The organism is Lentisalinibacter salinarum, from assembly GCF_040706555.1.
In the GTDB taxonomy this organism is placed as follows: Bacteria; Pseudomonadota; Gammaproteobacteria; order Steroidobacterales; family Woeseiaceae; genus Lentisalinibacter; species Lentisalinibacter salinarum.
Map to the genome: position 1 here is coordinate 866,612 of NZ_JAPDRH010000003.1, position 20,828 is coordinate 887,439.

At 69.4% G+C, this 20,828-nt stretch carries 23 protein-coding genes; 13 read left to right on the forward strand and 10 right to left on the reverse strand.

Features of this window, described 5'->3' with window-relative positions; all coding sequences use genetic code 11:
- Nucleotides 1-55: 55 nt before the first annotated feature.
- Nucleotides 56-976 carry an SDR family oxidoreductase gene (locus ACJMKZ_RS14495; protein WP_405233915.1) on the reverse strand — a complete coding sequence of 307 codons (921 nt, stop codon included), beginning with the start codon at nucleotides 974-976 and terminating at the stop codon, nucleotides 56-58.
- Nucleotides 977-1,010: 34 nt separating this feature from the next.
- A complete protein-coding gene (locus ACJMKZ_RS14500; RefSeq protein WP_405233916.1) occupies nucleotides 1,011-1,472 on the reverse strand; it encodes a MaoC family dehydratase in 462 nt (153 codons plus the stop codon).
- 274 nt (nucleotides 1,473-1,746) lie between these two features.
- Between ACJMKZ_RS14500 and ACJMKZ_RS14505 the strand changes: the two genes are divergently transcribed.
- On the forward strand, nucleotides 1,747-2,541 hold the full coding sequence (locus tag ACJMKZ_RS14505; RefSeq protein ID WP_405233917.1) for a UDP-2,3-diacylglucosamine diphosphatase: 795 nt from the start codon (nucleotides 1,747-1,749) through the stop codon (nucleotides 2,539-2,541).
- Between the two features lie 15 nt (nucleotides 2,542-2,556).
- Nucleotides 2,557-2,784 (forward strand): hypothetical protein, encoded by a 228-nt coding sequence (locus ACJMKZ_RS14510; RefSeq protein ID WP_405233918.1) that lies wholly within the window; start codon nucleotides 2,557-2,559, stop codon nucleotides 2,782-2,784.
- Here ACJMKZ_RS14510 and ACJMKZ_RS14515 read toward each other — a convergent pair.
- Nucleotides 2,773-3,318 (reverse strand): phosphatase PAP2 family protein, encoded by a 546-nt coding sequence (locus ACJMKZ_RS14515; protein ID WP_405233919.1) that lies wholly within the window; start codon nucleotides 3,316-3,318, stop codon nucleotides 2,773-2,775. The two genes, ACJMKZ_RS14510 and ACJMKZ_RS14515, sit on opposite strands and share 12 nt — an antisense overlap.
- 164 nt (nucleotides 3,319-3,482) lie before the next feature.
- On the opposite strand from ACJMKZ_RS14515, the gene ACJMKZ_RS14520 reads away from it, so the two are divergent.
- Together ACJMKZ_RS14520 and ACJMKZ_RS14525 are read left to right on the forward strand one after the other, a co-directional pair.
- Nucleotides 3,483-4,532: a glycosyltransferase family 4 protein gene (locus tag ACJMKZ_RS14520; RefSeq protein ID WP_405233920.1), complete on the forward strand. Its 1,050-nt coding sequence runs from the start codon at nucleotides 3,483-3,485 to the stop codon at nucleotides 4,530-4,532.
- A 47-nt stretch (nucleotides 4,533-4,579) separates the two neighbouring features.
- Nucleotides 4,580-5,101 carry a hypothetical protein gene (locus tag ACJMKZ_RS14525; protein ID WP_405233921.1) on the forward strand — a complete coding sequence of 174 codons (522 nt, stop codon included), beginning with the start codon at nucleotides 4,580-4,582 and terminating at the stop codon, nucleotides 5,099-5,101.
- A 9-nt stretch (nucleotides 5,102-5,110) separates the two neighbouring features.
- On the opposite strand, the gene glpK is transcribed toward ACJMKZ_RS14525, so the two are convergent.
- From glpK to ACJMKZ_RS14540, 3 genes are read right to left on the reverse strand one after another with little or no spacing between them, the layout of a single operon-like run.
- Complete coding sequence (glpK, locus tag ACJMKZ_RS14530; protein ID WP_405233922.1) at nucleotides 5,111-6,607, reverse strand: glycerol kinase GlpK; 1,497 nt, start codon at nucleotides 6,605-6,607, stop codon at nucleotides 5,111-5,113.
- Between the two features lie 5 nt (nucleotides 6,608-6,612).
- Nucleotides 6,613-7,143: a thioesterase family protein gene (locus ACJMKZ_RS14535; RefSeq protein ID WP_405233923.1), complete on the reverse strand. Its 531-nt coding sequence runs from the start codon at nucleotides 7,141-7,143 to the stop codon at nucleotides 6,613-6,615.
- Nucleotides 7,140-9,101: an acetoacetate--CoA ligase gene (locus ACJMKZ_RS14540; RefSeq protein WP_405233924.1), complete on the reverse strand. Its 1,962-nt coding sequence runs from the start codon at nucleotides 9,099-9,101 to the stop codon at nucleotides 7,140-7,142. The genes ACJMKZ_RS14535 and ACJMKZ_RS14540 overlap by 4 nt, the downstream gene beginning before the upstream one ends.
- 177 nt (nucleotides 9,102-9,278) lie before the next feature.
- Here ACJMKZ_RS14540 and ACJMKZ_RS14545 point away from each other — a divergent pair, with 177 nt between their 5' ends.
- Nucleotides 9,279-9,446 carry a hypothetical protein gene (locus ACJMKZ_RS14545; protein ID WP_405233925.1) on the forward strand — a complete coding sequence of 56 codons (168 nt, stop codon included), beginning with the start codon at nucleotides 9,279-9,281 and terminating at the stop codon, nucleotides 9,444-9,446.
- A 21-nt stretch (nucleotides 9,447-9,467) separates the two neighbouring features.
- A complete protein-coding gene (locus tag ACJMKZ_RS14550; RefSeq protein ID WP_405234174.1) occupies nucleotides 9,468-10,214 on the forward strand; it encodes an alpha/beta fold hydrolase in 747 nt (248 codons plus the stop codon).
- Nucleotides 10,215-10,257: 43 nt separating this feature from the next.
- On the opposite strand, the gene ACJMKZ_RS14555 is transcribed toward ACJMKZ_RS14550, so the two are convergent.
- Entirely contained in the window at nucleotides 10,258-10,437 is a 180-nt protein-coding gene (locus ACJMKZ_RS14555; RefSeq protein WP_405233926.1) for a PLDc N-terminal domain-containing protein, read from the reverse strand.
- Between the two features lie 181 nt (nucleotides 10,438-10,618).
- On the opposite strand from ACJMKZ_RS14555, the gene ACJMKZ_RS14560 reads away from it, so the two are divergent.
- The gene (locus ACJMKZ_RS14560; RefSeq protein ID WP_405233927.1) at nucleotides 10,619-11,941 is read left to right on the forward strand and encodes an MFS transporter; all 1,323 of its coding nucleotides are present in this window, start codon (nucleotides 10,619-10,621) and stop codon (nucleotides 11,939-11,941) included.
- A gap of 4 nt (nucleotides 11,942-11,945) precedes the next feature.
- Here the strand turns inward: ACJMKZ_RS14560 and corA are convergent, their stop codons facing one another.
- A complete protein-coding gene (gene corA / locus ACJMKZ_RS14565) occupies nucleotides 11,946-13,085 on the reverse strand; it encodes a magnesium/cobalt transporter CorA (protein ID WP_405233928.1) in 1,140 nt (379 codons plus the stop codon).
- 134 nt (nucleotides 13,086-13,219) lie between these two features.
- On the opposite strand from corA, the gene ACJMKZ_RS14570 reads away from it, so the two are divergent.
- From ACJMKZ_RS14570 to ACJMKZ_RS14580, 3 genes are read left to right on the forward strand one after another with little or no spacing between them, the layout of a single operon-like run.
- Nucleotides 13,220-14,050, forward strand: a complete 831-nt coding sequence (locus ACJMKZ_RS14570) for a DUF6502 family protein (protein WP_405233929.1) — start codon at nucleotides 13,220-13,222, stop codon at nucleotides 14,048-14,050.
- Nucleotides 14,043-15,515, forward strand: coding sequence for a DUF5666 domain-containing protein (locus ACJMKZ_RS14575; RefSeq protein ID WP_405233930.1), 1,473 nt, complete (start codon nucleotides 14,043-14,045; stop codon nucleotides 15,513-15,515). Before ACJMKZ_RS14570 ends, ACJMKZ_RS14575 begins: the two co-directional genes overlap by 8 nt.
- 30 nt (nucleotides 15,516-15,545) lie before the next feature.
- Complete coding sequence (locus ACJMKZ_RS14580) at nucleotides 15,546-16,541, forward strand: NAD(P)H-quinone oxidoreductase (RefSeq protein WP_405233931.1); 996 nt, start codon at nucleotides 15,546-15,548, stop codon at nucleotides 16,539-16,541.
- Here ACJMKZ_RS14580 and ACJMKZ_RS14585 read toward each other — a convergent pair whose 3' ends face one another.
- A complete protein-coding gene (locus tag ACJMKZ_RS14585; protein WP_405233932.1) occupies nucleotides 16,542-17,318 on the reverse strand; it encodes an SDR family NAD(P)-dependent oxidoreductase in 777 nt (258 codons plus the stop codon). It lies immediately after the preceding gene.
- A 70-nt stretch (nucleotides 17,319-17,388) separates the two neighbouring features.
- Here ACJMKZ_RS14585 and ACJMKZ_RS14590 point away from each other — a divergent pair, with 70 nt between their 5' ends.
- Nucleotides 17,389-18,396 (forward strand): phosphotransferase family protein, encoded by a 1,008-nt coding sequence (locus tag ACJMKZ_RS14590; protein ID WP_405233933.1) that lies wholly within the window; start codon nucleotides 17,389-17,391, stop codon nucleotides 18,394-18,396.
- Complete coding sequence (locus ACJMKZ_RS14595) at nucleotides 18,396-18,800, forward strand: DUF6285 domain-containing protein (RefSeq protein ID WP_405233934.1); 405 nt, start codon at nucleotides 18,396-18,398, stop codon at nucleotides 18,798-18,800. The genes ACJMKZ_RS14590 and ACJMKZ_RS14595 overlap by 1 nt, the downstream gene beginning before the upstream one ends.
- On the opposite strand, the gene ACJMKZ_RS14600 is transcribed toward ACJMKZ_RS14595, so the two are convergent.
- Nucleotides 18,797-20,065, reverse strand: a complete 1,269-nt coding sequence (locus ACJMKZ_RS14600; RefSeq protein WP_405233935.1) for an acyl-CoA dehydrogenase family protein — start codon at nucleotides 20,063-20,065, stop codon at nucleotides 18,797-18,799. The two genes, ACJMKZ_RS14595 and ACJMKZ_RS14600, sit on opposite strands and share 4 nt — an antisense overlap.
- 119 nt (nucleotides 20,066-20,184) lie before the next feature.
- Here ACJMKZ_RS14600 and ACJMKZ_RS14605 point away from each other — a divergent pair, with 119 nt between their 5' ends.
- Nucleotides 20,185-20,817, forward strand: coding sequence for a peroxiredoxin family protein (locus ACJMKZ_RS14605; protein WP_405233936.1), 633 nt, complete (start codon nucleotides 20,185-20,187; stop codon nucleotides 20,815-20,817).
- Nucleotides 20,818-20,828: the final 11 nt, after the last annotated feature.

Below are 20,828 nucleotides of genomic sequence, written 5' to 3' on the forward strand. Positions count from 1 at the left end.
CTTTCTCCCGGCGGGCGCCCGCGCCCGCCTGTCGATGTTCCGTGGAGACGGGCGCTCAGCCCGTCTTGATGCCCAGCTCCTTCGCCGCGCGGGTGAGGAACTTCATGCTCTGGCCGCTGCCGTCCTGGTATTCCTCGGCGCCGGTCTTGTCCGCGATCTTCTCCCAGTTCGCGGCCACGTGATCGGCGTCGCGCTCGCCGGGCGCCAGCCAGATGCCCGGCGTCTCCTCCAGGTAAACGCGGGCATAGCCGCCCGCCCCGGCCGAGATGATCTGCCGGCTCGGCGCATCCGGGCTCACCATGAACACCACGGCGGGCGTGACGTATTCCGGTTGCAGCAGCGCCAGCGCCTCTTCCGGCATGAGGCCCTCCGTCATGCGGGTGGCCGCCACCGGCGCCAGGCAGTTCACGCGAATGTCGTACTTCTGGCCCTCCAGGTGCAGGGTGTTCATGAGGCCCACCACGCCGAGTTTGGCCGCGCCGTAGTTCGACTGGCCGAAATTGCCGTACAGGCCGGTCGAGGACGTGGTCATGACGATGCGGCCGTACTTCTGCTCGCGCATGATCTCCCACACCGCCTTGGTGCAGTTCACCGATCCCATGAGATGCACGTCGACGACGAGCTGGAAGTCCTCCAGGCTCACCTTCACGAAGCTCTTGTCGCGCAGGATTCCGGCGTTGTTGACCAGCACGTCCACGCGGCCCCATTTGTCCATGGCCGCGGCCACCATCGCCTGGACCTGCTCGTAGTCGGCCACGTTCGCGCCGTTGGCGATGGCCTCGCCGCCGGCGGCCTCGATCTCGGCCACGACGGCCTGCGCCGCCTCGCTGGAGCCGCCGCTGCCGTCCCGGGCGCCGCCCAGGTCGTTCACCACCACCTTCGCACCGCGGCGTGCGAGTTCCAGGGCATGACAGCGCCCCAGGCCGCCGCCGGCGCCCGTCACGATAGCCACCTGATCGTCGAATCGGATCGTCACTTCAGCCTCCCTTGGTCAAACTGTCGCCTTGGCGTCACTGCACGAAGTACAGGGCCAGCGTCTCGGCCACCAGCGCCGGTTTCTCTTCGCCCCTGATCTCCACCGTCACCTCGGACGTGGTCAGGATCTGGCCCGGCTTCTTCTCGTTCACTTCCTTCAGCTTCACGTGCGCGCGCACCTCGCTGCCCACCTTCACCGGCTGCAGGAAACGGACCTTGTTCGAGCCGTAGTTGATGGCCATGGCGATGCCCTCCGGGATCACACCGCACTGCCCGGTGAGATAGGGCAGCAGCGAGAGCGTCAGATAACCGTGAGCGATGGTCGTGCCGAACGGCGTCTGCGCCGCCTTCTCCTTGTCGACGTGGATGAACTGGTGGTCGAGCGTGGCGTCGGCGAATGCGTCGATGCGCTCCTGCTCGATCTTCAGCCACTCCGACGGCGGCATGTCCCGGTCGATGTAATCGGCGAGTTGGTCTTTGGACACTGTTTCCGGCATGTCCCCTCTCCTGCTTCTGAGACTGGATATCGGCGGGCCGGCACGGTCCGCCACGGTCTTGCCGGGCGCCTTGTTCTTCGCACGCGGAGCCGCCTGGGCGCCTCGGCGGAGGCCAAGTGTACCCGAGATGGAGCCCCCCGGGGCATGGCGGCAGCCGGCTCCGCGATTTTCTGCGCATGCGGCGAGCCATCAAAACGTCACGGCAGCGTAAGAAAATCTTCAACTTGCGTGACTATCTTCACCGCCATCTCGGATTGGCAGCGGGGCAGAGGATATGGAGCACGCGGAAGCACGGGTACAGGCGGAGGCGGTCTGGCTCTCGGACACCCATCTCGGCACCCGCGGCTGCCGCGCCCGTCAACTCCTCGACTTCCTCCGCTCGCTGGAGACGCGCCGGCTCTACCTGGTCGGCGACATCCTCGACTTGCAGGCGATGCGCAGCACCGTCTACTGGCCGCCGGTCCACGGCGAGGTACTGCTCGAGATCATGCGCCTGTCCCGGGACGGCACCCGGGTGATCTACATCCCGGGCAATCACGACGCCGAGCTGCGGCTGTTCGACGGCACGGATCATCACCTGATCGAGATCCGCCGCAGCCACGTCCACGAGACGCGCTGCGGGCGCCGGCTGCTGGTGACCCACGGCGACGAATTCGACCGCGACCTGCGGGTCGGCTCCATGAAAGAGCGCCTCGGCTCTGCCGCCTACCGCTGGCTGGTGGACATGGATGCGGGACTGAACCGGGTGCGCCACCGGCTCGGTTATCGCCCCGTGCGCATGGCGAGCACCATCAAGATGCGCATCAACGCAGCGCTGGACTACATACACCGCTACGAGAACACGGCCATCGAGTACGTCCGGGCGCAGGGCCTGGACGGCATCGTCTGCGGCCACATCCATCGGCCGGCCGTGCGCCGGGCCGGCGACGTCATCTACTGCAACGACGGCGACTGGGTCGAGCACTGCACCGCGCTGGTGGAGAACCGGGAAGGCCGCCTCGGACTGGTGTCCTGGGACGGCGCAGCCGAACCGGCGCTCGGCCACGTGGAACTCGGCGCCGTCGCCTGACGCGGAGACCTTGCCGTGACCGCTTCCACGACAAGGACACCGATCGGTAACCGCGTCCCCCGCTACACTGCACTGTCGCGACACATCGGCGCGCTGCTGCATGCCGACGAGGGGCTGATCGCCGCCTTCTGGGACGATGCCCAGCCCGCCAGCGTCAATCTCGAGAATATCGCCTACTGGCTCGGCCAGTCGGCCGAGGCCGCCGGTGCGCTGGAGGAGCCCAAAGCCGGCTCAGACCGATAGGGGAGCAAAGTGCAGTAAAGAGAGACTGGCGGCGGCGAGCAGCAGGCCGACGGCGGCGCCCGCGAGCACGTCGGTGGGATAGTGCAGGCCGAGCACCACCCGTGAGGCGGCGACCAGCAGCGCGAACGGCAGCATCGCCAGGCCGAGCACCGGCAGGTAGACCAGGAAGAACGCCGAGAACAGCGCCGCGTGCAGAGTGTGGCCGGACGGGAAGCTGTAGCGGTCCAGGGGCGCCGTGCCACAGCGGATGTCCGCGAAGGTGATGAACGGTCTCTCCCGCACGAGTCGCTCCTTCAGGAAACGGTAGAGTCCCACGCCAACCAGCGCGGTGACGCCGGTCTGCAGCACCGGGCCGGCGGCCTGCTCGCCGCCGATCAGGAGCATGACGCCGAGCCCCGCGTACCAGGCGACGCCGTCACCCAGACGGCTCACCGCACGGAACAGGGTCAGTACGGGCGTGCGCCGGCTGAGCCGGTTGACCTTCAGCGTGAAACCGATCTCCGCTGCCGCCACCTGCTGCCAGATTGTCTGCACGGAAACCTCTCCCGGATTGCCCGAAGCTGACGAGAGTCTCGCCGGGGGACAAGTCACCGAGGTGACAGCTTTTTGAAATATCGGTGACATGTTGCGCATCCCTGTCCCGGAACTTTCTCCGAACGGCAAGATTCCGGTAACGGTGTGGGTGGACACTGGCGGCCATGCGCATCGCCATCGTCACCGACGCCTGGCTGCCCCAGGTGAACGGTGTAGTCACAACGCTGGGCAGGACCCGCGACGAACTGATCCGCGCCGGACACCGGGTCAAGATGCTCACGCCGGCCGATCACCGCACGCTGCCCTGCCCCTCTTATCCCGAGATCCGGCTCTCCGTGCTGCCCTATCGCCGCGTTCGCAGGACGCTGGACGCCTTCCGGCCCGACTGCATTCACATCGCCACCGAGGGGCCGCTGGGTTTTGCGGCGAGGCGCTACTGCGTACGGCGCGGCCTCGCATTCACGACGTCCTATCACACCCGCTTCCCCCAGTACGTACGGGAGCGGGCGCCGATACCGGTCTCGTGGATGTACGCCTGGCTCAGGCGCTTCCATCGGCCGGCGGCGGCGACCCTGGTGCCCACGCCCGCCGTGCGGGACGAACTCGCCGCCCGTCGATTCCGCGGACTCCGGCTGTGGAGCCGCGGCGTCGACGTGGAGCTGTTCCGCCCCGAGCCGAAAGCGTCCCTGGCCGGGCCGCGCCCGATCTGTCTCTACATGGGCCGTGTCGCCGTGGAGAAGAACGTGGAAGCCTTCCTGCAGCTCCGCCTGCCGGGCACGAAATACGTGGTCGGCGACGGCCCCGACCTCGTCCGGCTGCGCGCGGAATACCCCGACGTGGTTTTCACCGGCTATCGCTTCGGCCCCGAACTCGCGGCGTACCTCGCCGCTGCCGACGTCTTCGTCTTCCCCAGCCGCACGGATACCTTCGGCCTGGTAATGCTGGAGGCCATGGCCTGCGGCACGCCGGTGGCCGCCTATCCGGTCACGGGTCCGCTGGACGTCATCGAGCAGGGCCGCACCGGCGTCCTGCACGAGGACCTCGGCGTCGCCGTGCGCCGTGCGCTCACGCTGGACCGAGGAGCCTGCCGGCAAGCCGCGCTGGAGAAGAGCTGGGCCCGGGCGACCGGCGAATTCCTCGGCCATCTCGCCCGCAAGGACGCCACGACATCGCGGGATGTCGCGCAGGCGTTGCCGGGCGCCGTCGATCCGTGATCCTCGCAGCCGTTTGCATGCGCCCGCCGCCCGGGCACAATGCCTCCATGACCATTACCGAAAGACGGCCGGACGAAACGCCGCAAGGTGGCGGCCGCGTGCTGACCGCCGTGGCCACGCTGGTACTCGCCATCACGGGCCTGCTGCTGGCGTTCACCGCCATGATGGCGCTGTTCCTCGGCGCCGACGGGCCCGGCATGCAGTCCTTGCTCGCGCTCACCGGTTGGCTGCTGCTGCCCACCGCCGTGCTGGCCCTGCTGTGCCTGCGCCTGCTGGAGCCGGACGGAGGCAGCCGTCTTTCCGCCTGCTGGGCCCGGCTGCCCGCCTGGCTGGTGCTGCTGATCGCCATGATGCTGCTGCTGGCCGTCCTCGCCGAGCTCGCGATCTGGCTGGTGGAGTTCGCCGGCGGCGGTACGGTGGCGCTGGGCCACTACCTGCCGATCATGAGCGTGCTGATCTACTCCCTGGCGCTCACCGCCGGCTACGCGGTGGTGGCGCCGGCCGGGGAAGGCGGCGAGCATCGCGGACCCGTGCGCCACACCGATCCGGTGCGGCGCGACCTCGACTGAGCGGCCCGGTCAGGGCTCCCGTGCCACCGACCGCACCCGGGCGACGGCGGCGAGCCATCCCTCGTGCAACGCCCGCCGCCGTTCGCCGGACATGGCGGGTTCGAACAGCGCGTCCCGCTGCCAGAGCTGCTCCAGCTGCTCCAGGGAATCGAAGACGCCGCGCTGCAGGCCCGCCAGGCAGGCCGCGCCGAAGGCCGTGGATTCCGTGATCCGCGGACGCTCGACGGTGATGCCGAGCATGTCGGCGAGAAACTGCACCAGCCAGTCGTTGTTGACCATGCCGCCGTCGACCCGCAGCAGCTCCACGTCCAGGCCGTCGTCGCGCATGGCCAGCATCAGGTCGCGGGTCTGGAAAGCCACCGACTGCAGCGTGGCGGTCACGATCTCGGCGACGCCGCTGTCGCGGCTGAGGCCCAGGATGGCACCGCGGGCGTCCGGGTCCCAGTGGGGCGCACCGAGCCCGGCGAACGCGGGCACCACGTGGATGTTGTCGATGACGCCCTGCTCGCGCGCGATGGCCTCGGAGTCCGGCGCCGCGGCGATGATCTTCAGCGCGTCCCGCAGCCACTGGATGGCCGAGCCCGCCACGAAGATGCTGCCTTCCAGGCCGTAGCTCAGGCGCCCGTCCACGCGGCTGGCGATGGTGGTCAACAGCTGGTGGCCGGAGGCCAGCGGTGTCTCGCCGGTGTTTGCGATCACGAAGCAGCCGGTGCCGTAGGTGCTCTTGGTCATGCCCGGATGGAAGCACGCCTGGCCGAACAGGGCGGCCTGCTGGTCGCCGGCCATGCCCGCCACCGGGATGCCGGCGCCCAGGGTCTCGGCGTCCGTCGTGCCGAAATCGAAGGTGTTGTCGCAGACCTCCGGCAGCAGCGAAGCGGGCACGCCGAAGTGGGCGAGCAGGTCGTCGTCCCAGCACTGGCGGTGGATGTCGTAGAGCAGCGTGCGCGAGGCGTTGGTGATGTCCGTACGGTGTTCGGCGCCGCCGGTCAGGCGCCAGAGCAGGAAGGCGTCGATGGTGCCGAAGGCGAGCTCGCCGCGCTCGGCGCGCTCCCGCACGCCCTCCACGTTGTCGAGTATCCAGGCCAGCTTCGTCGCCGAGAAATAGGGGTCGATGCGCAGGCCCGAGCGGCTGGCGGCCAGCTCCTCGCCGCCGCCGGCCGCGTACTCCCGGCATCTCGCCGCCGTGCGCCGGTCCTGCCAGACGATGGCGTTGTAGACCGGCTCGCCGGTGCGCCGGTCCCAGACCACCGTGGTCTCGCGCTGGTTAGTGATGCCGATGCAGGCGACGTCGCGCGGCAGGCAGCCGGCGTCCGCGATGGCATCGTGCACGACGGAGATCACGCTCTGCCAGATCGCCTCCGGGTCGTGCTCCACCCAGCCGGGTTTCGGGAACACCTGGGGGAACTCCCGCTGGCTCACGGCGAGGATGCGCGCCTTGCGGTCGAAGACCATCGCCCGGCTGCTGGTGGTGCCCTGGTCGATGGCGAGTATCACGTGCTCGGTCATGGTGGTTACTGCTCCGTGGGGCTTTGCTCTGCGTTTGCCTGATGCTGCGGCCCGAGCGGATCGGGGACGCGCATGCGGTGCCCGGCCTGCTCCGGCCAGGGCGCATCCGGGTGCCGTGCGGCGAAGGCAGCCAGCCTGCCGAGTACCGCTTCGGGCCACGGCGAGACCCGCCGGGAGGCCGTATCGACGTGCAGGTTCATCCACTCGCAGGTGGCGGCGAGCCAGCCCTCGTCGGCGTGATACATGCGCTGGAACTGGTGGATGCGCTTGGCATCCCAGGCGAGGAGCTGGGCGCTGACCGCCACCGGATCGTCCTCGCACAGCTCGCGCAGGTAGCTCACGTGGCACTCCACCGCGAAAGTAGTGCCGCCGCTCTCCTCGCGGTAGGCGGTGTCGAGGCCGAGTTCGTCCCACAGCCCGTCGACGCCGTGGTCGAATATCAGCACGTACCAGGCCACGTTCATGTGGCCGTTGTAGTCGATCCACTCCGGTCGGATCGTCTCCGCATGCACCCTGACGCCGTGGAAGGCGCTCACGATTCCGCCAGCTCCGGCCGGTCGCGGAAGTACTCCAGCGCCTCCGGGTTGGCCAGTGCGTCCGTGTTCTTCACGCTCTCGCCGTGCACCACCGAGCGCACGGCCAGCTCCGTGATCTTGCCGCTGATGGTGCGCGGGATGTCCGGTACGGCCAGGATCTTCGCGGGCACGTGCCGCGGGGTGGCGTTCTCGCGGATGATCCGGCGGATGCGGGTCTCCAGCTCCTCGTCCAGTTCGACGCCGGGCCGCAGCACCACGAACAGCACCACGCGCACGTCGTCGTCCCAGTCCTGGCCGATGGCGATGGACTCCAGCACGTCGTCGATCTTCTCCACCTGGCGGTAGATCTCCGCGGTGCCGATACGCACCCCGCCGGGGTTCAGGACGGCATCGGAGCGGCCGTGGATGATCATGCCGTCGTGCTCGGTCAGCTCCGCGAAGTCCCCGTGAGCCCAGACGCCGGGGAAACGGGTGAAATAGGCATCCCGGTATTTCTCGCCGGATTCGTCGTTCCAGAAACCGATGGGCATGGAGGGGAACGGCTGCGTGCAGACCAGCTCCCCTTTCGCGCCGCTGAGCGGCGTGCCGTCCTCGTCCCAGACCTCCACCGCCATGCCCAGCATCCGGCACTGCAGCTCGCCCCGCCAGACCGGGCGTATCGGGCAGCCGCCGGCGAAACAGCCGAGGATGTCGGTGCCGCCCGAGATGGACGCCAGCAAAACGTCGTCCGCGATCTCCCGGTAGACGTAGTCGAAGCTCGCAGGCGCCAGCGGCGAGCCGGTGGACAGCACCGTGCGCAGCGCGGAGAGATCGTGGTCGCGGCCCGGATGCAGGCCCGCCTTCTCCAGCGCCGCGATATATTTGGCGCTGGTGCCGAATACGTTGATGCGTTCCTGCTCGGCCATGCGCCAGAGTCGTCCGCCGTCGGGATGGAAGGGCGAGCCGTCGTAGAGCACCAGCGTGGCCCCGCAGGCGAGACCGGCCACCAGCCAGTTCCACATCATCCAGCCGCAGGTCGTGAAATAGAACAGGTGGTCGCCGGGCTTCAGGTCCACGTGCAGCACGTGTTCCTTCATCTGTTGTATCAGTGTGCCGCCGGCGCCGTGCACGATGCACTTCGGCGTGCCCGTCGTGCCCGAGGAGTACATGACGTAGAGCGGATGATCGAAGGGCAGCGGCGCAAACTCGATGTCCTCCGCGTCCTGCAGGAAATCCGCATAATGCACGCCGCGGGGAATGCCGCCGATGGCCGGCTCGTCCTCAACGAACGGTACCACCACGCAGGTCTGCACGTCCGGCAGCTGCGCGAGGATGCCGGCCACGGTGTCGCGCATGTCGAAGAGCCGGCCGTTGTAGCGGTAGCCGTCGGTAACGAACAGCACCTTCGGTGCGATCTGGCCGAAGCGGTCCAGCACGCCCTGCACGCCGAAATCCGGCGAGCACGACGACCACACCGCGCCGAGGCTCGCCGCCGCCAGCATGACGATCACCGTCTCGGGGCAGTTCGGCAGGTAGCCGGCCACCCGATCCCCCGGTCCCACGCCAGCCCGGCGCAACCCGGCCGCGACTCGCGCCACTTCGTGGTACAGCTCGTCGCGGTTCAGCTCCCGGCGCCTGCCGTCCTCGCCGTGGAAGATGATCGCGGGCAGCGGCCCCCGGTAGCGCAGCAGGTTTTCGGCAAAATTGAGTTCAGCCTCCGGGAAGAACTTCGCGCCCGGCATGGCGTCGGCATGGCGGATCACGGTCTCGGGCTGACGGCGGCACACCGGGTCCACGAAGCGGAACAGCGTGGACCAGAACGCCTCCGGCTCCTCCACCGACCAGCGGTGCATCGCCGCGTAGTCCGGGAAACCCTCGCCCCGGGCCTCCGCCGCGAAGGCGGCGAAGCGGGTCAGGTTCGCGCCGGCCTCGCGCTCCGGCGACGGTTCCCACAATGGTTCCCGCAGTGGTCGGCTCATAGTCGCTCCGGCTCGGTTGCGCCAGTGCGGCGCGTCGGCCCGGGCATTGTAACGACACCCTCGGCGAGCCGTAAGGGATGCGCTGGCCGTGGCGGCGCGGCGCCCTTACCATCGACGCAGGCATCGGCAAGCGACCGGGAGAACGGGCATGGACAGCAGCAGCGCCGGGAGAGGCACATGAGGGCAGTCGTCAATGCTGTGCTGATCCTGTTCATCGCCGTGGCGCTGGTGCTCGCATGGGCCTGGGAGCCCGATCGCAGCGTCGAGTCCCTGACCGAGCGCTACCGGGTCACCGGCTCGCAGTTCCTGGAATTCGACGGCATGAGCGCCCATGTCGCCGTCTAGGGCAGCGGGCCGGCGCTGGTCCTGCTGCACGGCACCGGCGCCTCCCTGCACACGTGGAACGGGTGGGCGGAGGCGCTGGCCGGCGACTTCCGCATCGTGCGCATGGATCTGCCGGGATTCGGGCTGACGGGCCCCCATCCCGCCGGCGACTACTCCATCGGCGCCTACGTGCGATTCGTCGACGCCGTCACGCGGCGTCTCGGCATCGACGACTTCCACCTGGCCGGCAACTCGCTGGGCGGGCGCATCGCTTGGAACTACGCGGTCGCCCATCCGGAGCGGGTGAACCGGCTGCTACTCGTCGACGCATCGGGCTATCCGCTGCGACGCACGCCCTCGCTGATTTTCCGGCTCGCGGCGTTGCCGGGCATCGGCGACGCACTGGCGAAACTGACGCCGCGCATCCTCTACCGCCGGAGTCTGGAGGAGGTCTACGCGGACGACAGTCTGGTGGACGAGGCGCTGGTGGACCGCTACTTCGAACTGTCGCTGCGGGAAGGCAATCGGGAGGCTTTCCTGCAGCGGGTTCGTGCCGCGTCACGATCCGCCCGCGACGATCCCGCCGCCGCGCTGGCGCAGATCGGCGCGCCGACGCTGGTGCAGTGGGGCGGGCAGGACGAGTGGATACCGCCGGAGCACGGCCGGCGCTTCGCCGAGGACATCCCGGACGCGCGGCTGGTGGTCTACGACGATCTCGGCCACGTGCCCATGGAGGAGTCACCGGCACGGACGGCCCGGGACGCGCGGGAGTTCCTGCGGGACGAGTGAACCCCGCCGGCCCTTGCCGGGCCCCGGCGGCCGCTTCGTGCGCCTAGCCCTTCGGACCGAACAGCGCCCAGAGGATGAGTCCGAGCAACGGCAGTACGAGGATGACCACGATCCAGAGCACCTTGCTGCCGGTACTCGCCCGGCTGCCCAGGGTCTTCACGATCGCATAGACATCCAGTATCAGGATGATCAGGCCGAACAGGCCGCCGATTTCCAGTCCCATCCAGGGTCTCCCGTGCAGCATTGACGTCCGACGAGCATACACATCCGGCCGGCATCGCGCACGGCGCGGCGCGCCATTGCCCGGCGAATTGCCGTACTATTGCCGGGCCATCCCGGCGCCTCCCGCCCGCCTGCCGTTTGCTAGTATTCCCACCCTCGCAAGGAAACCACGAGACATCGACTTGACGCAGACGGTTCCGAAACCCGGCCCCGCGAGGGACGTCTACGACCTGCTGACCGGCGACGAGGATGCCCGCGTCTGCAAGGACATCCCCGATGCCGCCTGCCGGGAGCAGCCCCGCAATTATCTGATCCACGTCGCCTCGCTGGTCGCGACCAAGACCGGCGACCGGCTGGCCGGGCCGAAACTCGTGCTGGCCTGGCTCCTGACGAGCCTCGGCGCCCCGGCGTGGATGCTGGGCTGGCTGGTGCCCATCCGCGAATCGCTCGCGCTGCTGCCCCAGCTCGTCGTCGCCCGCTACCTGCGCGCCGTGCCGGTGCGCAAGTGGTTCTGGGTGGCCGGCAGCGTGCTGCAGGGCGTGGCGGTGATGCTCATGGGTGCCGTCGCGCTGAGCCTGGAGGGCTCCGCGGCAGGGTGGGCGATCCTGGGGCTGCTCACCCTGTTCAGCCTGGCGCGGGGGATCTGCTCGGTGGCCAGCAAGGACGTGCTCGGCAAGACCATCGCCAAGACCCGGCGCGGCTCGGTGACCGGCTACGCGGCCTCGGCCGCCGGCGCCGTGACGGTCGCCGTGGGCGTCGCGGCGATCGCGCTCGACCCCGGCAGCCGGGGTATCGGCTTCTTCGTCGCCGTATTGTTCGCCGCCGGCGGCCTCTGGCTGCTGGCCGCCGCCATCTACAGCTTCCTCGCCGAATACGCCGGCGCCACGGAGGGCGGCGGTAATGCCCTGACCGAGGCCGTCCGCCAGCTCGGCCTCATCCGCCGCGACCGGGACCTGCGGGAATTCCTGATCACCCGCACGCTGCTGCTCTCCACCGCGCTGGCCGCCCCCTTCTACGTGAGCCTCGCGAACCAGAGCATGGAGAACACGCTGTCCGGGCTCGGCTCGCTGATGCTGGCCTCCGGCGCAGCCAGCTTCCTCAGCGCGCCGGTCTGGGGGCGGCTGTCGGACCGTTCCAGCCGGCTGGTGATGAAGCGCGCCGCACTGCTCGCCGCGACGGCCAGCCTGGCCACGGCCGCGCTGGCGCTCGCGCCGCAAGTGCCGCTCGCTCCCGCCGCCTTCGCGGCCACCTACTTTGCGCTCAGCATCGCCCACGCCGGCGTGCGGCTGGGGCGCAAGACCCATCTCGTGGACATCGCCACGGCGGAGAACCGCGCGAGCTACGTCGCGGTCAGCAATACCGTGATCGGCGTGATGCTGCTGGCCGGGGGCATCTTCGGCGGCATCGCCACCCTGGTGGGCTCCGCCTGGACCCTGGTGCTGCTGGCGGCGCTCTCGGTGGCCGCGGCCGCCTCGGCCCACCGGCTGAGCGAGGCGCAGCAGTGAGTCGCTAGAGCCAGCGCTTGCGGCGAAAGTAGATGAGCATGCCGGCGACGATGCCGAGCATCACCAGCCACAGCAGCGGATAGCCGTAACGCAGACCGAGCTCCGGCATGTTCCAGCGGCTCGCCTCCGTATCGAAGTTCATGCCGTAGATGCCGACCACGAACGAGAGCGGGATGAACACGGTGGCGATGATGGTGAGCACCTTCATCACGTCGTTCATCCGGTTGGAGAGGCTGGACAGATAAACCTCCAGCAGGCTGGAGGCCATCTCCCGGTAGCTCTCCACCAGATCCAGTGCATGCACCGTGTGGTCGTAGCAGTCACGGAGATACGGGTGAGTCTCCGCTGCCAGCATGTGATGCTCGTCCCGCACCAGGGTATTCAGGGCATCGCGCTGGGGCCACAGACTGCGGCGCATCACGACCAGCTCGCGCTTCAGGCGGTGGATCTCGTCCAGCGCCTGTCGGCTGGGATCGTCGAAGACGGTGAGTTCCAAGGTCTCGATGCGCTCGCCCAGCGCCTCCATGACCGGAAAGCTGAGGTCCACCGCCGTGTCGATCAGCGCATAGAACAGGTAATCGGCGCCGCGCTCCCGAATCCGCGCCGCGGGCTGGCGCAGCCGGTGGCGCACCGGCTCGAAAGGATCGGCGTGGCCCGGGTGGAAACTCACCACCCAGGTGTCGCCGAGGAACAGGCTGAGCTGGGTGGGCACTACTCCGTCCGGCCCGTGCTCCGGTGCGCCGACGATGGCGAAGAGCTGACCCTCGTAGGCCTCGACCTTGGGCCGCTGCCCGGTATGCAGAACATCCTCCAGCGCCAGAGGATGCAGGCCGTAGGCATCGCCGATGGAGCGCAGCAGCTCTTCCGAGGGCGTGCCCTGCACGTGCAGCCAGGTCGTGCGTGGGCTGTCGAAATACCTCCCCGCTTCCTCCAGGCCGCAGTCCGTCTCCTCCACGAGCTGCTCGCCGTCGAAGTCGGTCAGGGACATCCGGACCGGGACGCGCTCCGCCTCCGGCGGCGCGGTGAGATCTCCGGGCGCCGTGCCGGGGCGGGTATAGCGCCCGGGGAACAGGTGCAGGGAATGACGCCGGGTCAGGTAGTGCCGGCCGCGCGGTTTCTCGCTCGAATTCGTGTGCTGCGTCATGGACTCGAGCCTGCCTGACGATGGATACTGTGCCGCTTTATCGCAGTGTATCCGCTCGCACGTCATTATGTCGCGTGGCGACTATCGCGATCCGGGCAGACGGGTGACTGCCGCTCAGCCACCGGACGAACACCATGGATGAGTACCGCAGAGTTCTGATAGACGCCTGCCGCCGCCTGTTGCGGCCGATCGCGCGCATCATGCTGCGGGGCGGCATGACGTGGCGGGAATTCGCCGATATCAGCAAGTCCGTCTTCGTGCAGGTGGCAACCAGCGACTACGGTATCGGCGGCCGGCCCACCAACGTCTCCCGCACCTCCATCCTGACCGGCCTTACACGCCGTGAGGTGAAGCGCCAGCGGGAGCTGCTGGCCGATCAGCTGGATGAGTCTCTCACCCGCAAGACCAACAACGCCACGCGCGTACTCGCCCGCTGGCACCAGGACCCGGACTTCTCCGACGGGCAGGGCAACGCCCGCGAACTCGAATACGAGGAAGGCAATAACAGCTTCACCGAACTCCTGCGCCGCTACGCCGGCGACATCCCGCCGAAGGCCATGCTGAAGGAGCTGCTGACCACGGGGGCTGTCGAACAGGCCGCGGGCGGGCGACTCCGGGCCTTGCACCGCTATTACATGCCCGCGGCCACCGATACCGAGACTCTGCGCCGCGCGGGCGAAGTGCTGGAGGACGTGGGCAGGACGGTCAATCACAATCTCGGGCGTGCACAGGACGAGCCGTCCCGCTTCGAGGGCCGCGCCACGGCGCTGCAGGTACCCCGCTCCGCCATCCCCGAATTGCAGGCGCTGCTGGAGGACAAGGGCGAGGAGTTCCTGTACATGATCGACGACTGGCTGGCCGAGCAGGAACGCCAGGCAGGCAGGGAGGAGACGGACACGGTGCGCCTCGGCATCGGCGTCTACTTCATCCAGGGCCCGCAGACCAGGGAAGAGAGCGATGAGTGACAGGATGCGCAGTCAACCACATACCTCCAGGATGGCCTCGAAGACGGCCACCACGACACTGGCAGCAGCGACGCTGTGCGCCGTTCTGCTCGCCGGCTGCGACAGCACCGAGCAGGTGGCCGGCGTCGACCGGGGCGGCAACCCGGTCGCGGTGGTGACTAAGGGTGAGATCACCGGTTTCGGCAGCGTCATCGTGAACGGCGTCCGTTACGACACCGGGAGCGCCGAGATCGTGATCGACGGCGAACCGGGCACCGAGGCCGGACTTTCGGTGGGTGCCGTGGTGACGCTGCGCGGCGAGCGGGTGCCGGGCGCCGACACCGGCAACGCCATCCGGATCGAATTCGACGACAGCGTCGAGGGGCCGGTGGATGCCGTCGACGCGGGCGCCGGCACGGCCGTGGTGCTCGGGCGCACCGTGCACGTGTCCATCGACACGCTGTTCGAAGGCAACGGAGCGGGCGGCGGACTCGACGGTCTGGCCGCGGGGGATGCCGTGGAGGTGAGCGGGTTCGACCGCGCCGACGGCAGCGTCGAGGCCACCCTGATACGTCTCAAGGCCGAGCCCGACCGGCTGGAGCTGTCCGGCGTTGCCGCCCAGGTGGACACGGCCGCGCAGCGGCTGCGCATCGGCGGGGCGCTCGTCGATTACGGCAGCGCCATGCTCGACGGCTTCCCCGACGGTGCTCCCGCCAACGGCGACCGCGTGGAAGCACGCGGTAGCGAGCGGGCCGCCGACGGCACGCTGATCGCCGAGACGCTGAGCTACCGGCAACAGGGCGTGGACGCGGCCGCGGAAGGCGAGGAGGCGAAAATCGAGGGCCTGATCACGCGCTTCGCCTCGGCTGCGGACTTCGACGTGGACGGTCAGCCGGTCGCCACGGATGACGCAACCGTATTCGAGGGCGGCAATGCCTCCATGCTCGGTCCCGACGTGCGCGTCGAGGTGGAAGGCACCGTGACGGGCACGGGCGCCATCCTCGCCGAGCGCGTCAGATTGGAGTCCCCCAGCCAGGCGCGGCTGGACGGCACGGTGGACGACGTCGACGTCGATGCCGGCACGCTGACTGCGGCCGGGGTCACGGTCCTCACCGACGCGAAGACCGGTTTCCGCGACGCGAGCAGTCAGCGACAGCGACCGTTCTCGCTCGGCGACATCGGCACCGGCGATCGCGTGGAGGCGGCGGGCACGGAAAGCGGCGACGCGCTCCTGGCACGCAGCGTCACCCGCACGGATGCCGATGCGGGCGTCGTCCTGCGTGCACGCGCCAGAGACGTCGCCCAACCCCGCTTCGTGCTGCTCGGCGTCACCGTCGTCACCGACGCCACGACCGAGTTCGAGGCAGACGGGCAACCGAGCGACGCCGCCGCCTTCTATGCCGCTGCGGAAGGCCGCGACGTCGAAGTGGAGGGCACCTTGAACGGCGATATCGTCGCTGCGCGCGTCCGCCTGCTGACAGACTGACCAGGCCGGAAACAGGCCAGAGGAGCGATCATGGGCGTGCCGAAGACGATGACGGCCGTCGACATCACGGAGCCGGGCGGCCCGGAGGTCCTGCGCGCCGTAGAGAGGCCGGTGCCGGATCCGCAGCCGGGGGAGGTACTGATCCGGGTGCGCGCCGCCGGCGTCAATCGCCCGGACTGCCTGCAGCGTCAGGGCCTGTACCCCGTACCCGCGGACGCCGATCCCCTGCCCGGTCTCGAGGTGGCAGGCGAGGTGGTGGCGAGCGCCGAGGGCGCAGGCCGCTGGCGCCCGGGCGACCGTGTCTGCGCGCTGGTGCACGGCGGCGGCTACGCCGAATACTGCCGGGTGCCCGCCGAACACTGCCTGCCAGTGCCGGAAGGGCTGACACTGACCGAGGCGGCCTCGCTGCCGGAGACCTACTTCACGGTCTGGTACAACGTCTTCACGCGCGCCGCGCTGGCCGAGCGAGAGTGGCTGCTCGTCCACGGCGGCTCCAGCGGCATCGGCAGCGCGGCCATCCAGATGGCGAAGGCCCGCGGCGCGAGCGTGATCGTCACGGCCGGGACCGAGGCGAAGTGCGAGTACTGCCGCGAACTGGGCGCCGACTTCGCCCTGAACTACCGCGAGAGCGACTGGGTGGCGGGGGCGAAGGAGATCACCGGCGGACGCGGCATCGACGTGGTGCTGGACATGGTCGCCGGCCCCTACGTCGACCGGAACCTGGACGTGCTCGCGTACGACGGCCGCTACGCGCTGATCGCGTTCCTGCTGGGGCCGAAGGCGGAGGCCAACTTCGCCCACGTGCTGCGCAAGCGGCTCACCATCACCGGCTCAGCGCTGCGCCCGCAGACAGTCGAGGAGAAAGCGGCCATCGCCGCCGGCCTGGAGCGTGGCATCTGGCCGCTGCTCGAGGCAGGGCGGATCCGGCCGACCGTCTACGCGACCTTCCCGCTCATCGAGGCTCCACGGGCCCACGCCCTCATGGAATCCGGCGAGCACATGGGCAAGATCGTGCTGGAAACCTGATCAGAGGTTGCCCATCGTCAGCCGCGAGATCGCCCTTGTGAGGCCCCGCGGCAGGAAGCGCAGCTGGAACAGCGAGATCTGGGTGGCGACCCCGGGCACCGCGATCACGTCGCCTCGCAGCATCGCCCGGTAGCCGTAACGCGCCACCTCCTCCGGCGCCGAAGCCACGGCGTCGAAAATCTGCCGGTTGGTCATACCGGCGGCATCCACGAAACCGGTGGCGACCGGTCCCGGGCAGAGCACCGTCACCGTCACGCCGGTGCCGGTCAGCTCCGCGGCGATCGCCTCGCTGAACGACAGCACGAACGCCTTGGTGGCGAAGTAGGTGGCGAAGTTCGGTCCCGGCAGGAAGCCCGCCACCGAGCCCACGTTGAGGATGCGGCCGCTGCCCCGCTCCACCATGGCCGGCAGGAAACCGTGCGTGAGCGCCGCCAGCGCCGTCACGTTCAGGTTGATCATGTCCCGGTCCCGGGCCCAGTCCCGCTCGTGGAAGCGGCCCTGCCCGCCGAAGCCCGCATTGTTGATCAGAACATCCGGGACGAGACCCTCGGCCAGCAATTCGTCGGACAGGCCTTCCGCGGCACCGGGCACGGCCAGGTCCCGCGCCACGACGCGCACGTTTACCTCGTGGGCGTCGATGAGCTCGGCGGCGAGCTCCGCCAGCCGCTCCTCGCTGCGCGCCACCAGCACCATATCGCCGCCCTTCCCGGCGTGGATACGCGCGAGCTGCTCGCCGATGCCGCCCGATGCGCCCGTGATCAGTGCCAGGTTCTCCATCGCTGCTCCTTTCCCGGCTCCCGCCGTCTGCCGCGCGCAAAGCCGCGCCGATGTCCGCTAAAGTAAAGGCGTGGCATCCTCCGGTAAAGCATCCAGTCCCGACGAACTCGCACACGCCCTGGCCCGGATACTCACCGGCGGCGCCGGCCGGGTGGAGGCACTGCGCCGGCTGACCGGCGGCGCGAGCCGCGAGACCTGGTCGTTCGAGCGAGTGATCGGCGAGTCCCGCCGGCCACTCATCCTGCGTCGGGCGTGCGACGGTGAGGCGCCGGATGAGGACCTGCTCGCTCTCGACCCGGGCCTGGAGGGCCGGCTGGTCGGGGAACTGGCCGCGGCCGGCCTGCCGGTGGCCGGCGTGGTGCACGTGCTCGCGCCGGACGAAGGGCTGGGCCGGGGCTTCGTCATGGAGCGGCTGGACGGAGAGACGCTGGCGCCGCGGATCCTGCGCCGCGACCAGTACGCCGACGCCCGCAGCCGCCTGGCGCAGCAATGCGGCGCCGCGCTCGCCGCCATACACGCCGCGCGGCCCGCCACGGCGGCCGAGCTGCCGGCCATGCAGGGCACGGACGTGCTGTCGGCATACCGGCAGCGCTACGACGCCTACGGGCACTCACGCCCGGTCTTCGAACTCGCCTTCCGCTGGCTGAACGAACGCCTGCCCGAACCCGTAGAGCCAGTGCTCGTGCACGGCGATTTCCGCAACGGCAATCTGGTGGTCGACGAAAAGGGGCTCGTGGGCGTGCTCGACTGGGAACTCGCGCATCGGGGCGATCCCATGGAGGATCTGGGCTGGATTGCCGTCAACTCCTGGCGCTTCGGCATGAGCCACCGGCCCGTGGGCGGATTCGGCCGGCGCCGCGAGCTGCTGCGGGGCTATCGCGAAGCGGGCGGCACGCCGGACGAGGGACGGATGCGCTACTGGCAGCTCATGGGCAGCCTCAAATGGGGCGTCATATGCATGACCATGGCGGAGATCTACCGGCGCGGCGTCGACCGCTCCGTGGAACGCGCCGCCATCGGCCGGCGGGTCAGCGAGGCGGAGATCGACATGCTGAACATCATACGGGGCAGGGACTGATGGAAGAGACGCCGGAGCTGGGCGAGCTGCTGGAAGCGGTGCGCGGTTTCCTGACCGAGGCCAGGGAGGAACTCGGCGGGCATCGCGGATTCCACGCGCTGGTCGCCGCGAACGTGGTGGACATCGCACGCCGCGAACTCGAGCTGGCGCCTGCCGCCGACGCGGCGGAGGCCGAACGCCTCAGGGCGCTGCTCGGGCGCGACGGCGAACCCGCCGATCTGAATCGTGCGCTGTGCGATGCCATCCGGGAGGGCCGCATCGCCATCGACGACGCGGAGCTCCTGAAACATCTGGAGCGCACCACCCTGGACCGGCTGGCGATCGACCAGCCCGCCTATTCCGGGGCGCGCATCGCCGCCGAGGCCGGCGCCGCCGGCAGCGGGGAGGATGCACCCCGCCGCTAGCCGCGGATGAAGCCGAACAGGTGCCCCGCGACCTTGCGCATCTGTATCTCCTCCGCGCCCTCGGTGATGCGGTAGCGCCGGTGGTGGCGGTAGATGTGCTCGAAGGGCTCGTGCCGGGAATAGCCCATGCCGCCGAAGACCTGCATCGCCCGGTCGGCGGCCTCGCAGCACAGGCGGTTCGCACGGTAGTTGCACATGGCCACCTTGTCCGACAGCTCCGCCGCGATGCGCCGGCGGTCGAACCGGTCCATCTGCCAGGCCGTCTGGCGGATCAGCACTCGCAGCAGCTCCGCCTCGGTCGCCAGCTCCACCAGCGGGAACTGGATACCCTGATTCGCCGCCAGCGGCTTGCCGAACGGCTTGCGCTCCCGCGCGCGGGCGACCGCGCGGTCGATGCAGAACTGTGCCGCGCCGAGGCTGCTGGCCGCCTGGCGGATGCGGTTCTCGTGCACGAAGTGCTGGGCCACCGCCAGGCCCCGGCCCGCTTCGCCGAGTACGGCGTCCTCTGCCACCCACACGTCGGTGAAAGACACCCGCGGATGGTCGGTGGGCATGTTGAAGGTCCACAGATATTCCTCGATCCGCACCCCGTCCGCATCGGCGGGCACCAGGAAGCAGGTGATGCCGGCGGCCTCGCCGTCCGCGCCGGCGGTGCGGGCGAAGACCAGATCGGTGCCGGCAACGTGCATGCCCGTGTTCCACATCTTCTCGCCGTTGATGCGCCAGCCGGGCACACCGTCCCGGCGAGCCGGGACGGCACGGGTCTCCATCCAGGTGGCATCCGAGCCGTGCTCGGGCTCGGTCAGGCCGAACGCGATGGGGTGCTCGCCGGTGATCGCGGGCTCCACGTAGCGCTCGATCTGCTCGGCCGTGCCGAAATCCCGCAGCATGAGCACGATGGGCAGGTTGCCCACCACCGAACTCTCGTTCTGCAGATCGTTGTGCAGGCCTAGGCCCTTCGCGGCGAGATGTTCCCGCACGACTGCCATCGCCAGGTTGCCCGCCTCCTCGCCGCCGAACTCCCGCGGCAGCGCGTAGCGGTAATGGCCGGCCGCGTCCGCGCGGCGGCGCATCTCGGCGAGCAGCGCCTCCCAGTCGGCGGCGGGCAGGCCGCCCCGTTCCCAGTCGGTGCGCGCATATTCCCGCCGGTGATCGAAGAAGCGGACGTTGTCGTCCGCGGCCTCCAGCGGCCGGATTTCCGCCTCGATGAAGCGGTCCAGCGCGGCGAGCTTCTCGCGCACGAGTGCCGGAATCTCGAAGTCCATCTTCCCCCCCTGTTGCGGTGGCGCCCGAGCCGCCGTATGCGGCCCCGGCCGGTCCGGTTCTATCGCCCTCGACCGGCAGCCGATGCTCGCGTTTTCCCGGCCGCGGGTAAAGCCTTAGAATGCCGCATTGCCCGGCGTGGCTGGCGGAGGCGGAACAGGTGCTGAACGACACGGCCATGGTCACTGCGATCGTTGTGGTGGTCCTGCTGCTGGCGGCGGGGCTGATCGTCTGGCTGCTGCGCCGCTCCGGCGAGAAGGCCAGCGACCGGCTGGTGCGCGGCCGCCGCATTCCGGATTTCACCGTGCAGACTGAGGATGGCGAGCCCGCAAGCCCGTCCGATCTGCGCGGGCTGCCGGCCGTGCTGATCTTCCTGCGTGGCAACTGGTGTCCGTTCTGTTCCGCTCAGGTCGAGGACCTGACGCAGCACTACCGGCGTATCAACGAGCTCGGCGCCCGGCTGATTCTCCTCGTGCCGAAGCCGCAGCAGACCACCCGGCGCGTGGCCGACCTATTCGACGTTGACTTCACCTTCTGGATGGACCCGGATCTTGCCGCCGCGCGCAAACTCGGCATCGTGCATCCGGGGGGCGTGCCGGCGGATTACCGGGACGACTACGGCACCGACACGCTGCGGCCGGTCTCCGTCGTGATCGACAGCGAAGGGATGATCCGCTACGCCAACCGCTCGAAGGACGTCCGCGAGCGGCCGGATCCGGCGGAGTTCGTGAAGATACTCGAACGCCTGAGCTAGCCGGCGGGACA

Excerpts from the sequence above, each read along its gene's own strand:
- ACJMKZ_RS14500 (WP_405233916.1), bottom strand. The coding sequence starts at position 1,472 with ATGCCGGAAACAGTGTCCAAAGACCAACTCGCCGATTACATCGACCGG.
- ACJMKZ_RS14505 (WP_405233917.1), top strand. The coding sequence starts at position 1,747 with ATGGAGCACGCGGAAGCACGGGTACAGGCGGAGGCGGTCTGGCTCTCG.
- ACJMKZ_RS14520 (WP_405233920.1), top strand. The coding sequence starts at position 3,483 with ATGCGCATCGCCATCGTCACCGACGCCTGGCTGCCCCAGGTGAACGGT.
- ACJMKZ_RS14525 (WP_405233921.1), top strand. The coding sequence starts at position 4,580 with ATGACCATTACCGAAAGACGGCCGGACGAAACGCCGCAAGGTGGCGGC.
- glpK (WP_405233922.1), bottom strand. The coding sequence starts at position 6,607 with ATGACCGAGCACGTGATACTCGCCATCGACCAGGGCACCACCAGCAGC.
- ACJMKZ_RS14540 (WP_405233924.1), bottom strand. The coding sequence starts at position 9,101 with ATGAGCCGACCACTGCGGGAACCATTGTGGGAACCGTCGCCGGAGCGC.
- ACJMKZ_RS14545 (WP_405233925.1), top strand. The coding sequence starts at position 9,279 with ATGAGGGCAGTCGTCAATGCTGTGCTGATCCTGTTCATCGCCGTGGCG.
- ACJMKZ_RS14555 (WP_405233926.1), bottom strand. The coding sequence starts at position 10,437 with ATGGGACTGGAAATCGGCGGCCTGTTCGGCCTGATCATCCTGATACTG.
- corA (WP_405233928.1), bottom strand. The coding sequence starts at position 13,085 with ATGACGCAGCACACGAATTCGAGCGAGAAACCGCGCGGCCGGCACTAC.
- ACJMKZ_RS14570 (WP_405233929.1), top strand. The coding sequence starts at position 13,220 with ATGGATGAGTACCGCAGAGTTCTGATAGACGCCTGCCGCCGCCTGTTG.
- ACJMKZ_RS14575 (WP_405233930.1), top strand. The coding sequence starts at position 14,043 with ATGAGTGACAGGATGCGCAGTCAACCACATACCTCCAGGATGGCCTCG.
- ACJMKZ_RS14580 (WP_405233931.1), top strand. The coding sequence starts at position 15,546 with ATGGGCGTGCCGAAGACGATGACGGCCGTCGACATCACGGAGCCGGGC.
- ACJMKZ_RS14585 (WP_405233932.1), bottom strand. The coding sequence starts at position 17,318 with ATGGAGAACCTGGCACTGATCACGGGCGCATCGGGCGGCATCGGCGAG.
- ACJMKZ_RS14595 (WP_405233934.1), top strand. The coding sequence starts at position 18,396 with ATGGAAGAGACGCCGGAGCTGGGCGAGCTGCTGGAAGCGGTGCGCGGT.
- ACJMKZ_RS14600 (WP_405233935.1), bottom strand. The coding sequence starts at position 20,065 with ATGGACTTCGAGATTCCGGCACTCGTGCGCGAGAAGCTCGCCGCGCTG.
- ACJMKZ_RS14605 (WP_405233936.1), top strand. The coding sequence starts at position 20,185 with ATGCCGCATTGCCCGGCGTGGCTGGCGGAGGCGGAACAGGTGCTGAAC.